The organism is Fructilactobacillus sp. X3R5C2 (genome assembly GCF_059901175.1).
Genome location: NZ_JBWXVC010000005.1, coordinates 149,311 through 166,319 on the forward strand (window position 1 = coordinate 149,311; position 17,009 = coordinate 166,319).

A 17,009-nucleotide genomic window follows, 5' to 3' on the forward strand; every position below is an offset into this window, starting at 1 on the left:
TTTTATAAAGGGAGTGGTTATTTTTGAAGGAAAACGGTGTAGGAGGATCACATACTAATGCTTCGGGATTAAAATTTGAAAATAGTACAGATTTGGTATCAAGAATTAATCGTGATTTATCTAATAAGTATATTTTAAAGCTACATAAATATGATGATAAAGACAAAATAGTAAATACTAAAACACTTTCTTATGATCTTTATAGAAAATCTAATGATAAACATGAAGAAAAGTATGTTGGAATTTTAACTAAACAATATGCTTTTTATAACGCTCTTCATGAAATATATGGTTTAGATAACACAAATAATAAACGATGGAAACCAGACGAAGTATTTTTTAATGAAGAAGTAAATACTATATTTATCGTCGAAAAGAAGTGGCAGCAAACACCAGGATCTGTGGATGAAAAAATGTTTGGCTTTGTTAATAAAAGGAAATTATATCAAGATATTTTAAATCACTTAAATGGAGAGCCTAAACCTACTGTACAATTTGCTGCTTTGTTTAATAAGGATTGGTTTATTAATGGAATTGGAAAAGATAAGAATGGCAATGTAACTAAGCGAACAAATTCAAGAGTTGAATACGAAGATTATTTTAATAATTTACGTGATGATGCTATAAAAATATTTTTTGATGATTATGAATATTGGTGGTTTGGATTATAATTATTCGTAATGAGACTTGCCTATCATAATCATGTTATTATTTTATGAATTAATAAAGACCCATTTCATATCAATGGAATGGGTCTTTATTCTATAACTATTTAATTTTAGGTAATCTTGTCCTTGGTTGAAGACTAATGATTTTAAAATTTTCATCTTTGTTCATAATCTCAAATTCTAGAGTAATATTGTCTCTAAAGTGAGTTACATTGTACACCACAGGATTTGGTATAGCATTATCATAGTTGGATATTAACGACTTCTCTTTATTATCTTTTAATTTATTAATTTCTTCCATGAAGTTGATAGCAAACCTAAGAAGCACCTCTGGATTTTTTGTTATTTCTCTAAAATTATTGATAGTGTTTTTATCATTAAGCGCATAATTACTTTTAAATTGTTCATTTATAAATTTAAATTTATTTTCATTACTTATGTTAATGTGTTCGATTGAATAAAGTTTATAATTAAGTCCCCAGTTAATATGAATATCATAATATTTTGGAGAATAATTATTTTTATCATACTTTTGATTATGTTTTTCAAGAAATGGGTCAAACTGAATGATGCCCATTGCCGGTGAATATACTACTAAAGCATAACTTGATAACTCAAATTGCTTTTCATTACTGTTTTCCGAATTAACTTCATTTCTATCACTCTGGGTTTGAAGTATTAAATCGATAACGTATTGAATATTTCTTAAATCATTAAGTTTCATTTTATTATCTCCTTTATTAATAAATAATTATTAAATTATGAACGTATAATTGTTGATTAAATTTATTTCAACAATTTTTTCCAATTACCCCCTCATTTATAATATACAATTAGTGAAGTAAAAAATTTATTGAAAGAAGATATTAGAAAATCAATATATACTCTTCATAAATTGTTAAAACATTTCTATAATTTTATAATTATAGAACCTTGATTCGTTGTATTGGCGGCAATGTTGATATTCCTTAATAAGGAATAATGGTTGTTTTTACATAATTCTTTCATTAATACACTGTTGGTTTGTTTTACGAGTGTAGAATCATTTATGCTATCAAAGATGATGAAATCAGATTAACTATAAACTAATTTTTGAAATATTAACTAATACGTCAGTAACTTTCTTCATTGATTCTAATACTGCAAATTCGTACCTACCATGTGCGTTTTCACTTCCATTAGTTAAGTTAGGAGTAGGCAAACCCTTGAAAGTGATTTTAGATCCGTCTGTTCCACCACGAAACGGAATAATCTTCGGTTTAAGACCGGCATCTTTGGTTGCTTTTTCGGCTCTTTTAACGATTTTTGGATCAATTAGTTTCTTCATATTGTAGTACTGGTCGTGAAAGGTGATTTGTACTCGATTTTTTCCGTATTTGTTATCTAATTGATTGACGATTTTTTTTAGATGATTTTTCTTATTCTCAAAGGCAATTTTATCGAAATCTCTAATAATGTAGTTGATATGTGCGACATCAGGAGTAGCTTTAAAGTCGGTTGCAAAATAGAATCCTTGTCTTCCGTCAGTAACATCAGGGCGTTGTGATAAAGGAATTTGATTGTCAAATTCGATTGCTAATTGGATTGCACTTACCATTTTTCCTTTGGCATGAGAGGGATGGACACTAGTGCCATTAATTGTGATATTAGCTTCTGCCGCGTTGAAAGTTTCATCATTAATTTCACCAGCAGCTCCTGTATCAAGAGTATAAGCAATGTTGGTCCCAAAATCCGTTGGATTGAAATGATCGGCGCCTTTACCAATTTCTTCGTCTGGTCCAAATCCAACTAAAATGTCACCATGTTTAGTTTCTGGGTTCTTTTGAAGGTAATCAATCATGCTCATAATTTCTGCAATGCCAGCTTTATCGTCGGCACCTAACAACGTTGAACCATCAGTAGTAATGATGGTATCGCCAATGTAATTTTTTAGGTTCGGAAATTCGTCTGGGTTTAGTTGATATTTTGAGTTAAGCTGAATGTTTTTACCTTGATAATTTTTTTGTATGCGCGGATGAATATTTTCGCCATTGAAGTCAGCTGTGTCAACGTGAGCAATGAAGCCGATTTTTGGAACAGCTTTGGTAGTATTTCTAGGTAGAGTAGCAAATAAGTAACTTCCATCACTAAAATGAACGTTGGTTAGCTTTTTGTTATTTAGTTGTTTTGCGAGTTTTTTAAGGAACTCTGTTTGGCCAATGGTAGTGGGAATGCTATTTTTAGAAGAATCAGATCTCGTATTAATTTTTACATAATTGAGAAAATCATTTAATAATTCTGGATATTTTTGCATTTCCTAAACCTCCGTTATTTTAAATTAATGTCCCATGCTGGAATTTCAACTTTTCCGTATAGTTTGTTTAATAATTTTTTAGTTTTTTGGGTTTGATAAGCTTTTACATATTCTTTATAGTACTTGTTATTTCGTTGATCTTTATTTGCTGCAATGATGTTAATCCATTTGGCAGAAATTTTGTTGATTGGTTCAACGTAGATGGCCTTATTTGGATCTAATCCAGCACTTTGAGCAAAATTACCAAGGACATATGAGGCAGCTACATCAGGTAATGTTCTTGGTGCCTGATTGGCATCGATTTCTTCAATTTTTAATTTTTTGGGATTACTCTTGATATCTTTTACATTGACCAGACTCTTATTTGGATCGAGTTTGATTAGACCAGCACTTTGGAGAATGTAGAGACCACGAGATTCGTTAGTTGCATCATTTGGAATCGTGATGGTTGATCCTGGTTTGATGTCTTTGAGATTTTTTAAATGGTCAGAATAAATCCGACCTTGTCCAATAAAAGTTTTTCCAATTGGAACGATATTACCGTGATTGCCTTTATTCCAAGCATTAAGGAAAGCACTGTGTTGAAATGAATTAAGATCAACTTCATGTTCAGCTAATGCACGGTTAGGTTGCGAGTAATCAGTGAACTTCTTATAAACGACATGTAAGCCATATTTTTCTTTTGCTGTTTTAGCAACTGATTGATAAATCTGGTCATCCTTTTTGGATCCATTCATGATGCCGACTGTAATGGTTTTCTTTTTGTTAGTAGCACTTGTGTTATGAAAAAAACTAAAATAAGCTGCCAACACCACTAAAACAACGATAATTCCTAAAATAATGTACTTGGTTCTTCTCTTCATGATTCTACCTCCCAAAATGTGAATTAATATATTTCAATAACCAAATAAAAAAGCAACCGTCCTAATAAAAGGACGACTGCTAATCGTGTTACCACCTTAATTTGCTAGATTCTCTTGAATCTAACCTCAGTAAGTTGCACCAGGAAACCCAGTATAACTTTGTACTGATATCGGATACAGGACCGTTATTAGCTAATCAATTTCACTAATAATTTTGAATCCAGTCCATATTCCAAATCTCAATTTGATTCCTTTTCATCACCCGGGAACTCTCTATACAAATTTTCAATCTGTACTCAACTGGTAAATATTATTTGTTTAGTTATTGTTGCCAAGTACTATAATTTTAATTTGAATCATTGTCAACTATTATATTTATTTTTTTCTAATTTTTTCCAGCACTGGGAATAAAATCTAAGGAGATAATCTCACTTTTTTGGTATACACATTATTTAATTATCTCTCTTCCCATTGCTTTACCTAACTCTTCCCTTTGTCTAAGGGCTTTCTTTTGTTTTTCATCTAGTCCATCTAGATACCATGTTCCTTCAAATGGATTTCGATGTTTAGGCGTTAACTTTAATGACCCATCATTTTCTTTTTTGATGTCAAAGTCAGTGCCTTCAGGATAGCTAAATCTTTTTGGAATCGTAATTACACTTTTATTTCCAACTTTTCTAAGTTTCATTAGTAATTCCTCCTTCAAAAATTTGTATAATGACGATTTTACCTGGTACATCACCACTCAGTGCGCTATGCTTAAACTGTAATGATTATCCATTAACATTAATTACTTAACTTTAATCAGGAGGGGTCCATGAAAAAGAAAAGATATTTCATCGTTACTGGGGCATTAATACTGTTAATGATGGTTTTAGCTGGTGCGGGTTTTGCAGCATTGCACCATGCTCACAAGAAACAGACCAGTAAAGGGATGAGCATGGCTAGTTTTCCAGCGAAATTCCGCGGGACCTGGTACTCCTATTCAACTAAAACCAATCGGTACAGCATCATCCGCAACACGAAAAGGACGAGTTCAGCGACTATTTACGATGTCGATTCCAAACCAGATACATATCGTGTCACGATCCATCAAACCAAGTATAAGCCCCATTTTAAAGAAATTGGTAATCGCACTAAACTAAGTAACAATTACATCAAAAAGACCGAAAATTGGTCGTTGTTACGTAATATGAGTTACATCCCTTGGCAATCAGGTCCAAAGGGAAGGGCGGCCACCGTTAATCTGTACGGTTGGACGCAATCAACGGGTGATGGGATTTATCTTCAAGAACGACGCCAAAAGGTCGACGATTACCACGTTGATATGTTGACGTTCGTCAATAACGGGGTGAATCCAATCGTTAACATGAACGAGGGTGGTCACTTTTATCGTAGTAAGCAACTGGCGCAGAAGTTAGCTGGTCGCAGGTATCATCGTGAGTTTCGGTACATTAAAGACTACTAAATTATTTTAATAGATTACTTAAGTCTTCCCATCCGCATCCACCTGAAGTCGGACCGTGATAGTTAGAATTTCCATTATTTTGACAGCCAAACAAGTTATTCACTTGTCTGGATATCATTTCCTCCAAACTTCTGATTTTGTATGAATACTCCTCCTGTTTCTTGATAAAGGGAAAAGAGCCGTCCAGATAGATCGGAGTGGCGATGTCGTTGAAGTACAGTTCCAGGCGGTCGTCTCCCTTGCGAATTACATGATTGAGGTTGTGATAGGCAACCCACGACGTGTTGCGCTTGCAGTGGTCAATGGACTTTAGGCGCAGGAGTTGGACGTCATTTCTGACGTACGGGATGTTCTTGTTAATCTGACAGTGACCCGCCAGTGTTTTGATTTTATTAAGGGACAGGTGGTTCTTTTGCCACAACTCCTTCATCAGGACGTTGGTGGTTTGCTTCACGAGGGTAAAGCCTGAGACACGGTCGACGACGAGGGAATTAAATTGATTGCGGGCGTCCTTTAAATTGATGAGCAACAGGACCGAATCCCAGTTGATGGTGTAGTTGGTTAGTTTCCGGTTCACCTGTGACGGTAAAATCGAATTGATGTCGACCGCGAATTCGTTGCGCATCTTTCGCTTAAGTGGTTCACATAGATTCAGTGGTAATTCATTTAATTCCATGATATTTCTCCTTTTTTGTTTGTTCATTATTTAGATACGCACTTTAGGGAGCAATTTTTCATGAATTTCGATTATTTAAAATAAAGTACCATTACCACCATTAAAAATAAGCCCTAGTGATTATCACTAGGGCTTATTAGGATATCAATGAGTGAAAGATTATTTGAGGTATTTATTGCGCTTGTCAGCTAACCCAAAGATGCCCATCAGAGCGGTTAGAAGTCCGACGATTGACAACCAACTGGTACTTGATTGTCCGGTTTGTGGAAGGGTCACGTTTGAATTTTCCTGCTTCTTACTCGTCAGCTTATCAATCTTGACAGATTGACGATAAACAAGGGGTAAGGTGGCTAAACGAGAACCAGCTTGATTACTGATGCGGTACTTAACTTCGGTTAACGGGGTTACGCCAGACGCATTGGTGTGGACGCTTTCAGGACGAACCGTTTCCGTGTGGTTGATGTAAGCTGCCCGTGGTTTCGTGGTCTGTTGCGCGTGGTCAATGGCGTGGTTGATGATTTGAGCGTGCGCCTTTTTGGTCGTGTTTTGACCACTAGCTTGGTTAGCAGCCTGTTCGTCATGAGCCAGTGCGGCTTGGTCATTTGCCAACTCACTTTTAGCCTTGTCCAGAGCGGCTTGATCAGCGGCCACTTGTTTTTCAAGGTCGGCCAACTTCGCCTTATCGTTGGCTAGTTTGGCCTTGGCGTTCGCTAAGTTATTGGCTTCATTTTGGTAATTAATCAGTTGTTTTTGTAAAGAAGCTAGCTTAGCTTGGTCATTTTGCAGTTGCTTTTCTGCTTGTTCAAGAGCCTTTTGTTTATTGATGAGGTCTTGGGTAGCCTTGTCTAAATTGCTTTGAGCCTGTTTGTTTGCGGCCGTTGCCTTTTGTAACTTGTTTTGATCGTTATTAAGTTGGTTGGTGTCGTTTGCGACCCGTTGTTTAGCCTGAGCCAACTTGTTCTGGAGGCCAGGAAGGGCAGCGTTGTTGTGGTCGATGGTCTGTTGCTTTTGAGCAATCTGCTTGTTTAAGTCGTTGATTTCGGTCTTAGCCTTGTGAATGTTAGCCGACCATTGAGCTGGATTGTACTGGGTAACTTGTTTTTCATCGTTACTTAACTGATTGGTCAGACGTCCTAGCTTGTTTTGTAAGTTTTCTAGCGTTTGTTGAGCACGTTTTATTGCTCCTTTACAGTCCGAGATTAATTCGAGCGTGTCAGCGATTTGGCGTTCTAGTTTTTCGGGAGTCGCAATAAATGTAGCAACTACATTAAACTTATTCGAATCCTGAATTTGACTTGGGCTAATCAAAACCAAGTGAACTTGACCATAGTTATCAACACCGATGCCAAGGTACTTGTCATTATTGACGTTTCCGTTATGCGGGTCGAGACCCAGAAGACTCATCTCGTGGGCATCCGATGCCTGACTGTCATTAAACAGCAAGTTCATAATCATACTGTAGAGTTTGGAGTAGATGGTATCCATGGTGGTGTAGTTATCAAAGGTCATGTCACCAGGAGTAACGATTTCATAACCGTCCTCTCCGGGATAAGTTTTTAGGCCATACTTGGCTGCCAAGTTGTTGATGGCGTTGACGTCATAACCGTTTTGGTTATTAATGTTCCAATCATCTTGGTTATAAGCATTTACCAAGTCGTCAACGAATTGGCCCATACTATAACTACCAATTTCAACGTCCGTGGTACCAAACTGTTTGTGGATTTGATTAATGAGCCATTGGACGTATTCTGCCATTTCGAGTTTTTGATTATTGGTGAATTGTGGGGTTTCCTGACCGTTACTGTTAGTTCCGACCTGGACATAATCCTGCTTCGCAATGTCACTTGGTTGATAGTGGTTGGCAGCCATTGCCGCATTATCAAACTGGTTGAACCAGTCGGAGGCGTTTTCGTTTGGATGTTGTTGTTTCCATTGCTGAAAGCCCTGTAAGGTCATGCCAGCGGGAATGTGAATGCTTTGCTCAAAGGCACTCTCGGACTGTTTCTCGTCGTTTAAGGTACTTTGCGCATCACTAAGGGTCGAGTTCCACGAACTAATGTCGTCTTGCGCATTACTAATTGCTTGGTTCGTTTTATTGATGGCATCTTGGTCGTGTTTAACGTTGTTTTCGGCCTCGTCATGCTTTTTCTTGGTGGCGGCTTGCCACTTGTCTAGGTTGTCAAGCGTGGTCTGAGTATCCGCTTTTTGTTGTTCAGCTTGGTCTTGTTTTTGCTGGGCGTCCTTGGTGCTCTGTTCGTTGTTGTCAACGGCACTTTGCGCCTGATTTTGCGCGTCAGTATCGTGGTTTAACTGATTCTGGTCGTTATTAACAGCGTTTTGGGCTTGATTTTGGGCCTGCTGAGTATTATCAGCGTTCTTCTCATCTTTCTCCACGGTCGCCTGGGCGTCATTCTCGGCTTTTTGATCGTTATCAACTTGACTTTGGTCATTTTTAATGTCGTTATCGGTCTGATTAATTTGGTCCTGAGTCTTTTTGATGTTTTCGGGAGTGGCATCGGCCGCTTCTTTTTGGGCCTGGTCAACGGCAGCTTGGTCCTTATTCACCACACCCTGTTGATTACTTATGGCTTGAGAGTCGGAGTCGACGTTCTTTTGGTCGGTGTTTACAGCCGTCTGGTCATTTGTGACCTGGTTTTGATCAGTTGAGACGGCATTAGACGTGCCATTTTGCTGTTGACTAGTGGCTTGCGTCTGGACGTTTGCACTAGCAGCATTGTTGAATACTCCCACTGCAAACACTCCCGACGCTACCAAAGCGCTTCTAGTAGTAATCCTTAGCCAATGTTTATGTAGCCTTACTGGATTCACGTGCGACTGATGACTATCTTCTTTTGATACCTTACAATTATCATGTTTAATAAATTTACTCATAACATAAGTCCTTTCTGCTTATAAATTATTTTACATAATTGATAATACTATATGAATTTTTATAATACAATTGTTTTAAGTAAAAAATGATAATTATGTGAGTTGATTTTATTTTGTTAAATAAAAACCAGCACTTAAAGCGCTGGTTTACTAGTATTCAGGTTGAAGTTAAACGAGCCACCAAATAATCAAAGCGATGATGAAGACGATTAAGGCTAGTCCGAGCCAGTCTTTATACGTTGGCCGATGTGGTGTCATCGTGATGGTTATGTGTTTTCCAATTTTCCATTCTCTAGTTTTCATGTCATACCTCCCATATGTAATTGATGATAGTGTGTTATACTAAAAATGTAGTAAGGAGCGAGCGCAAATCGCTCCCTAAATGAATTATCATTTAAAAACAAATGTGAGACTTAGAGAAGGCAATTTGAAGCTGATTTCAAATGCCGTTAATCTAAGTCTTTTGTTGTTTTTAGAGGCCATAGTCATCACCTCCTTACTACAGTTACTACAATACACTAGTATGGAAGCATTTAAAACATCTTTTCCATTTCATTGTGTATAATATTAAATTAATTTATTATTAATAGTAATAAACTTTACTTTATCAAAAATAATGGGCTCTAAATAGTTAGACAAAACTAACTGATTTAGAACCCATATATTTATAATATGATTATAAAACTTATTATAATTATTTAGATATTATTTTGTAAATCTGCGTCTGTTACCTGCAAATCCAAAGATTCCTATAATAGTTGCTAATAATCCAACAATTGTCATCCACGTTGTATCTGATTGTCCAGTTTGTGGTAACACTTGGTTCTTTAGACTTTGATTATTTTGTGAATTTTTCTTATCGATTGAAAATTTGAAATTAGAAGAAGAGGAAGTTGCAATAGTAGCAATCACTTTACCATTAGCATTAACAATTTCACCGTTAGTCAAGAGCTTTAATCCAGTAACGTTTTGACCATTGAGCTTAATAACGTCTCCGTTAGCATTAACTACAATCTTACCGTTATCAAAGCTGTAGGTTCCATTACTCAATTGAGTAACACCTTTAAAGGTTTGAGGAATAACATTGCCAGTAGCAACGGTTCCTTGTTGGTTACCATAAGCAGCTCTTGGTTGAGTACCTTGCTGGGCGTTATCAATCGCATGGTTAATAGCTTGGTCATGAGCTTTCTTAGCGGCTTCTTTAGCTGCCTTGTCAGCTTCATCTTGTTTTTCGACTTGTTCTGCTTGTGCTAATTCAGCTTGTGCCTTTGAAAGGTCAGCTTGTTTGTCAGCAAGAGTAGCTTTAGCTTGGTTCAAAGCGTCTTGGGCTTGCTGTAAAGCAGCTTGGTCAGTGTCACTTTGTTTATGCAAATCAGCTAATTTAACTTGATCCCCTGCCAATTTATCTTTAGCGGCAGCTAAGTTAGGACCAGCATTTTGGTAATCGCTTAATTGTTGCTTTAAAGCAGCAAGTTTAGCTTGGTCATCTTTTAGCTGTTGTTGTGCTTGTACGAGTGCTTGTTGTTTATTAGCTAAATCTTGTTTAGCCGTAGTTAAGGCACTTTGTGCTTGCTGCTTAGTGGTAGTTGCTTTTTGTAAGGTGTCTTTAGCGTCGTTTAACTTATTAACGTCACCAGCGGTTTGCTGCTTAGCTTGGGTTAATTGAGCTTGAAGACCCGGTAGAGCAGCTTGATTATTAGCGATCGTTTGTTTCTGTTGGCTAATCTCATTATTAAGATCATTAATTTGAGCCTTGGTCTTATTAATACTGTCTTGGTAGTTAGCCGGATCAAACTTTTGTACATCGCTTTGGTCACTAGCTAGCTGCTTTTGTAAGTCTTGAAGTTGACTTTGTAGTCCTTGAAGAGCTTGCGTATCTTTAGATAGTTGATCCTTTTGACTTGCTAGCTTTGTTTGAGCGTCACTAATTTGTTGATTCAGAGTATCTGGACTAGCTACATAAGCAGCAGATTGATTGAACTTATTAGCGTCCTTGATTTGGTCAGGGCTAACAAATATGATATGAACTTGACCGTATGCGTCTACGCCAACTCCTAAATACTTATTGTTATTGGCGTTGCCACTGTATGGATCAACTCCTAATAAACTTACTTCATGACCATGATATGCGGTACTATCTTCAAACATAAAGTCTAAAATTGCGTAGTACAGTCTGCTATAGATATCATTCATATTCGTATCGCCATCAAAACCCATAGCTCCAGAGATAACATTTTCATATCCATTCATGCCATCATAAGTTTCTAATCCACTAGCTGCGGCTGCACGATTAATAGCGTCAATGTCATGATCTTTATGGTCATCAATATTCCAGTTATCATTATCGTATCCATTCAAAATATCTTGAACAAATTGATCCATGCCCTCTCCACCAACTTGAACTTCAGGAGTACCGAATTGTTGATGAATTTGATTAATTAACCAGCCAACATAATTTTGCATTTCTTGGTATTGATTACTAGTAAACTGTGCTACTTGTTGTCCTTTATCACTAGTAACAACTTTAACTTTGTCTTGTTTAGCTGCGTCACTAGATTGATACTTGTTTCCTGTCATACCGGGTTGATCAAATTGAGCAAACCAGTCTTCAGGGTCTTCATTAGGGTGTTGTTGTTTCCACTGTTGGAATCCTTGCAACGTCATACCAGCTGGAATATGAATATCCTGACTGTAAGCACTCTTAGATTGATTCAAACCATCAATTTGTTGATTTGTTTGATTAATTTGGTCTTGGTCGTTATTAACTTGGTTTTGAGCATTGGCAATGTCAGAATTCTTTTGATTGATCGCGCTTTGGTCGTTAGAAACCGCTTGTTTAGCTTGATCTTGTTTTTGCTGTGCGGCACTTTGACCTTGGTTCAAAGTATCCAAATCACTTTGTGCTTTAGTCTTATCTTGTTCTGCTTGGCTTTGCTTATTTTGGGCGTCTTGGGTGCTTTGTTGATTTTGGTCAACAGCACTTTGTGCTTTGTTTACATTGCTAGAATCTTGATCAACTTGTTTTTGGGCATTACTAACCCCATCTTGGGCTTGATTTTGTGCCTGTTGAGCTTGGTCAGCAGTACCTTGGGCTTTATTGACATCACTTTGAGCTTGATCAACTCCTTGTTGATCAGAAGCTACTTGTTTTTGATCGTTAGCAACATCATTCCCTGCTTGGGTAATTCCGTCTTGGGTCTTTTTAATGTTGTCTGGAGTTGCGTTATCAGCGTCTTTTTGAGCTTTATCGACAGCTCCTTGGTCATTATTAACGACCCCTTGTTGGTCACTAGCTGCTTGAGAACTGGCGTCAGCATTCTTCTGGGCTGTGTCGGCATTGTTTTGAGCATTATCAACATTCTTTTGTGCATTATCTACTCCAGCTTGAGCATTATTAACACTAGTCTTAGCATTATCTACTTTACCCTGATCACTTTGAACCGTGTTTGGTGTAGCATCAGCTGCTAAGGCAACGTTAGTTACACTCGATTGCTGAGTGGGGGGTAGTAGAGGCATTAACTTGGTTATTTAATGATCCCATGACGAACAAACCTGAAGCCGCAAAGATGGTTCCGGTAGTAACCTTTAGCCAACCCTTGTGAGATTTAACGAGTTTGTTACGTTGTTTCTTTTCACCAGTGGCAAGTGCCATCTGGTTGTGCTGCTTGTCAAATTTTTCCATAGTATAAATTCCTCTCCTCTTGTGTCTAATTCCACTTGATTGATTAGAATGATACTCTGAGATTAATTTCAATGCAATTGTTTTTAAAAAGAAAGTTAAGCTATAAATCATTAAATGTTTTGACTTAGATTAGAGAATGCATTTTTAATTGTATTACTTTAGCTTCATGTGAATTGTATAAGTTAAGCAAGAAAATCATCCCTATTTGAGGATGATTTTCTTTATTGGTATAAATATCTAATTAAACATTTGATGATTTTTAGGTTTTGTTTGTTTACTGTTTTATATGGAATAACTTCTTAATTATTTTCTCCTAAATAATGAATCAAATTCTTGATGTAAACTACTAGGATCTTTACTGCTAAATTCTTTGACGGGATTTTCCGCTTTAATATCTACTCTTTTGGATTCGTTTATTGCGTCATATAGTGAAAGAGCAGACTTTGTTGTGAAATTTAAATTGGTTTTAAAACTTTGAGTTGACATAATGAATATCCTCCTTGTACCAATATTTTACTTTATATTGTCGTAATAGTTTATGAATATTTGATAATCGCAAGTATTAACGTTAAGTCTTAATCATGTTCTATTTTCTCAACAATTCCCGCTTCTTTTGTTCAAACTCTTCTCTAGTAATAATGTGATCATCCATCAACTTTTTGAACTTGCGGATTTCATCTGCCTCTGAAACGGGTCCGTGGTCTGTTTCCTTGGAAAAGAAGGTAGTGAGGGTACTTGTCAGCATCCCCACAAAGTTAATCCCAACCAGCATCAAAATGACGGCAATTCCTTTGCCAATCCTGGTTTTAGGACTAATGTCGCCGTAACCAACGGTCGTGGTGGTCGCAATGGCCCACCAGATCGAGTTAGTGAGCGACGTGTTTTCGACGATGGAGTAGAGGCCGGCTGATAGCAAGATAATAATCGTACATATGAGTAATAGGTAAATAAAGCCGTTGGTTTTAAAAAACCGTTCGATTCTTTCTTTGAATTTGCCAAGGACACCCGCGACCCTGAAAAGTCGGAAGATGCGGGTTAATCGGGTTACCCGAGAGATTTTGAAGAAAAATAAGCCGTACCCAAACGGAATGATTGCGAGTAAATCAAACAGATGAGTTTTTACGTACTGCCATTTTGGTTTGGCAAGCAAGAGCCCACCGAAGTAGTCGACGGTAAAAATCACCCAGATGGCATCGTCAATAGCCACGTATGGTTCAGCGTCAAGATTAAGCTTATTTAAGAACTGAAGAACGGTCAGCACAATGGAAATTATTGCTAACAAGATAATCATTGCATTGTAGGTATTTCTGATAATTGGTTTAGTCACGTTCACATCACCCATCACATAGTATATATTTATTTTACCAGTCCTTAGGACCGTTTATAACAACTTCAAAAGGGTTCACTACCAAAAATGATAGTGAACTCTTTTTATTTTTGTTCTCATATTTGAATTGCTAATAATGTTGTGATACATCAATTTTTATTATTGAATAAAAATTATAATCAGAGAAATCACGCATAAGACGGCGATTATAAGCGAACAATGATTATTAAATTATTATTGAAATTACATAGTTATTTTTCACAAATTACCTATAATCAATGATAAAAGTTACAAATATTATGTTATGTAACATATGTTTTAAAATCACTCAAATTGTGATGATGTACGCAAACTAGTGCTATTCTACGTATTTCTTAACTTATTATTTTAATTTTGGATAAATTATTCATAAAATACTTCGTTAACTTTGTTCAATCCACGTTATTCTTGTGAAGTATTAATTAATTGCTTGATTGGTAATGGACCTTAATTGCCGTGATTGTAATTATTATTACTTCACAAAGCGTGTTTTTAAATGGAGTGGGAGGAGTTTTTATGTTAAGTAATCCAAAGAAACATTTCAAAATGTATAAAGCGGGAAAACGGTGGGTGGTCGCCGGGCTGGTGACATTTGCTACTGTTGGTAGCTTAGCTATCGGAGCGAGTGCTGATACCACCGCTCAACCAGCTGCAAATAATGTGAAAACCGATGCACAAGCGGCGGGGAGCGCAGTTTCTGTAAATTCTACTAAAGCTGCCCCAACGACAACTAATAATCAAACTCAGGTTGATAAGGCACCGACTGCTAACGAACAGAAGTCGGATGACCAATCAAGTCAGCCTGCAACAAATAATACGCAATCAGAATCACAAACGACTCAGAAGAACACCGTTATCCCATCAGTGCAAGACCAAAGCGGTAACGATCAACCGGCAGTCGTAAAACAGAATGACCAGCAAAATAATGGTCAATCAACTGTTCAGCCTGCTAAACAGAACCAGTCCCAAACTAATAACCAATCGACTGATGCTTCAAACGCTCAGCCCGACAAATCACAAGTAACCGATCAAAAAGCTACCAATCAAAACGCTGATAACCAGGGTGTGAAGCAGCAAACTAACCCGGTCAAAGCCGACCAGCCACAGGTGGACCAAAACAAAGCGGCTGTTGTTCCAACGAATCCAGAACCAAAACCAGTCGAAAAGATTGATGATCAAGCTAATTCAGTTGCTAACAACGTTCAAAATAACCAAGCTGTTCAATTTAACGCTCAACCAGTCAAAAATGTTCAGTTGGCTGACCAGACGCAACAGGGAACCTGGGGTTCTGCTAAGTACGTTTATGATGCCCAAACTAGAACACTCTCTTTTAATGACGGTGGAGATTTAGGCAATGAATTTCAACTTGATAGTTGGTTGCAAGAAAATTATAAACAAGTTCAACACGTTGTCTTTAATTCCAAGGTAATTGTTGATGACGCTAACGGTCTCTTCGCTTATTGGAGTGGTGTTCAAGATTATCAAAACTTGTACAACCTTGACACCTCGAACTGTACCAAAATGACCAATATGTTCTTAGACAACCATGCACTTAAGTCGGTTGATTTGACGGGAATGAATACCAGTAATGTAACCGACATGGATGCTATGTTTTACACCAACGCTGGTTTGGATGGAATGACCGGAACTAAACTTGAATATGTAAACCTTGGTGGCATTGATACATCAAAGGTAACTAGATTCTATAACATGTTTAAAGATGATCAATTTTTGAAGCGTATCTACGGTATAAACAAGCTAAATACTAATAGTGCTCAAGTAATGCACAGCATGTTCCAATCTACTTATCGATTGGAAGGATTAGATGTAAGTAGTTTTAATACCAGTCATGTAACTGATATGGCTTACATGTTCTGCGGAACCGGTGTTTTAACTGACGGCTTCAACATCAAAGGTCTTTCAAACTTAAATACTAGTAAAGCAACTGACATGAGTTACATGTTTAACGGTGATCAAAGCATCACGGACCTAAGTGGAATTACCAACTGGGACACTAGTAACGTGACGTCGATGAGTAACATGTTTGCCAACTGCTATGACCTTAAAAGTTTGGACCTTTCCAACTTTGATACCCAAACCACTAACACGACTGACATGCTTGCAAACGATCAAAGTTTAAGTGAGCTCAAGTTAGGCAATGAAACTGGTTTGCTGGATTCCCATTTGCCAGCGGTTCCTAGTCAATATGCTGGTTGGGTTCAAGTCGACGCCAATGGCCACGTGATTCCTGGTCAGAATGCCTTATCTTCAGATGAATTAACCAACGGTGAAGCTCATCCCGGAACATGGATTTGGGGAAATCCAGTAAAAGATGAATCCTCAATTCATGCTCAAGGAACTACGATCTATGCCGGTGATGCTGTCCCAACCGACGCTGCGGCTTATAACGCTGGAGCTACCAACGAAGATGGCACAAAAGCATCCATTACCAAAATCGATATTTCCAAAGTTAATAACCAAGTACCGGGTCAGTATCCAGTAACCATCACGGCCTCCAATGGTCAAAGTATGACGGTTACGGTCACTGTTCTAGCTAACCAAGCCAACATTACGGCTCACGGCATCTCCATTTACGCTGGCGACAACGTGCCAACGGACCCAGCTGCTTACGGTGCCAGTGCCACAAACGAATATGGCACAAAGGCAACGATTACCAAGATTGATACATCTAAGGTTAATAACCAAGTTCCCGGACAGTATCAAGTTGCCATCTCTGCCTCAAATGGCAAGACGTTCTATGTCCCAGTCACCGTTTTAGCCAACCAAGCTAACATTACTGCTCACGGAATCACCATTTATGCTGGTGACAACGTACCAACTGACGCCGCAGCGTATGGAGCTACTGCCACAAACGAAGACGGCACAAAGGCAATGATTACCAAAATTGACACATCTAAAGTTAATAACCAAGTACCCGGCCAGTATCAAGTATCCATTACCGCATCAAACGGTAAGACGTTCTTTGTGCCAGTAACGGTTTTAGCCAACCAAGCCAACATTACCGCTCACGGAATCACCATTTATGCTGGTGACAACGTACCAACTGACGCCGCAGCGTATGGAGCTACTGCCACAAACGA

At 37.7% G+C, this 17,009-nt stretch carries 14 protein-coding genes; 3 read left to right on the forward strand and 11 right to left on the reverse strand.

From position 1 onward, the window contains the following. Nucleotides 1-23: 23 nt before the first annotated feature. Complete coding sequence (locus tag AC6UD4_RS06590) at nucleotides 24-671, forward strand: PD-(D/E)XK nuclease superfamily protein (RefSeq protein WP_500694153.1); 648 nt, start codon at nucleotides 24-26, stop codon at nucleotides 669-671. Between the two features lie 97 nt (nucleotides 672-768). Here AC6UD4_RS06590 and AC6UD4_RS06595 read toward each other — a convergent pair whose 3' ends face one another. From AC6UD4_RS06595 to mazE, 4 genes are all read right to left on the reverse strand, one after another. Beyond that, entirely contained in the window at nucleotides 769-1,392 is a 624-nt protein-coding gene (locus AC6UD4_RS06595; RefSeq protein ID WP_500694152.1) for a hypothetical protein, read from the reverse strand. Nucleotides 1,393-1,746: 354 nt separating this feature from the next. After that, nucleotides 1,747-2,961, reverse strand: a complete 1,215-nt coding sequence (gene pepT / locus AC6UD4_RS06600; RefSeq protein WP_500694151.1) for a peptidase T — start codon at nucleotides 2,959-2,961, stop codon at nucleotides 1,747-1,749. Nucleotides 2,962-2,975: 14 nt separating this feature from the next. Then, nucleotides 2,976-3,824 carry a MetQ/NlpA family ABC transporter substrate-binding protein gene (locus AC6UD4_RS06605; protein ID WP_500694150.1) on the reverse strand — a complete coding sequence of 283 codons (849 nt, stop codon included), beginning with the start codon at nucleotides 3,822-3,824 and terminating at the stop codon, nucleotides 2,976-2,978. A gap of 448 nt (nucleotides 3,825-4,272) precedes the next feature. Next, a complete protein-coding gene (mazE, locus tag AC6UD4_RS06610) occupies nucleotides 4,273-4,512 on the reverse strand; it encodes a type II toxin-antitoxin system PemI/MazE family antitoxin (RefSeq protein ID WP_500694149.1) in 240 nt (79 codons plus the stop codon). 129 nt (nucleotides 4,513-4,641) lie between these two features. Between mazE and AC6UD4_RS06615 the strand changes: the two genes are divergently transcribed. Beyond that, nucleotides 4,642-5,292: a hypothetical protein gene (locus AC6UD4_RS06615; protein ID WP_500694148.1), complete on the forward strand. Its 651-nt coding sequence runs from the start codon at nucleotides 4,642-4,644 to the stop codon at nucleotides 5,290-5,292. A 1-nt stretch (nucleotide 5,293) separates the two neighbouring features. On the opposite strand, the gene AC6UD4_RS06620 is transcribed toward AC6UD4_RS06615, so the two are convergent. The 7 genes from AC6UD4_RS06620 to AC6UD4_RS06650 form a co-directional block, all read right to left on the reverse strand. Continuing rightward, a complete protein-coding gene (locus AC6UD4_RS06620) occupies nucleotides 5,294-5,968 on the reverse strand; it encodes a hypothetical protein (RefSeq protein WP_500694147.1) in 675 nt (224 codons plus the stop codon). Between the two features lie 159 nt (nucleotides 5,969-6,127). Then, nucleotides 6,128-8,860, reverse strand: a complete 2,733-nt coding sequence (locus tag AC6UD4_RS06625) for an LPXTG cell wall anchor domain-containing protein (RefSeq protein ID WP_500694146.1) — start codon at nucleotides 8,858-8,860, stop codon at nucleotides 6,128-6,130. Nucleotides 8,861-9,028: 168 nt separating this feature from the next. Then, complete coding sequence (locus AC6UD4_RS06630) at nucleotides 9,029-9,163, reverse strand: hypothetical protein (RefSeq protein ID WP_500694145.1); 135 nt, start codon at nucleotides 9,161-9,163, stop codon at nucleotides 9,029-9,031. Nucleotides 9,164-9,565: 402 nt separating this feature from the next. Continuing rightward, nucleotides 9,566-12,376, reverse strand: coding sequence for an SEC10/PgrA surface exclusion domain-containing protein (locus AC6UD4_RS06635; protein WP_500694144.1), 2,811 nt, complete (start codon nucleotides 12,374-12,376; stop codon nucleotides 9,566-9,568). Next, nucleotides 12,336-12,542, reverse strand: a complete 207-nt coding sequence (locus tag AC6UD4_RS06640) for a hypothetical protein (RefSeq protein ID WP_500709643.1) — start codon at nucleotides 12,540-12,542, stop codon at nucleotides 12,336-12,338. Before AC6UD4_RS06640 ends, AC6UD4_RS06635 begins: the two co-directional genes overlap by 41 nt. 303 nt (nucleotides 12,543-12,845) lie before the next feature. Continuing rightward, a complete protein-coding gene (locus tag AC6UD4_RS06645) occupies nucleotides 12,846-13,028 on the reverse strand; it encodes a hypothetical protein (RefSeq protein ID WP_500694142.1) in 183 nt (60 codons plus the stop codon). Nucleotides 13,029-13,128: 100 nt separating this feature from the next. Further along, nucleotides 13,129-13,869, reverse strand: a complete 741-nt coding sequence (locus AC6UD4_RS06650) for an ion channel (protein WP_500694141.1) — start codon at nucleotides 13,867-13,869, stop codon at nucleotides 13,129-13,131. A 555-nt stretch (nucleotides 13,870-14,424) separates the two neighbouring features. Between AC6UD4_RS06650 and AC6UD4_RS06655 the strand changes: the two genes are divergently transcribed. After that, nucleotides 14,425-17,009 (forward strand): BspA family leucine-rich repeat surface protein (locus tag AC6UD4_RS06655; RefSeq protein WP_500694140.1); only part of this gene is annotated, 2,585 nt, incomplete at its 3' end.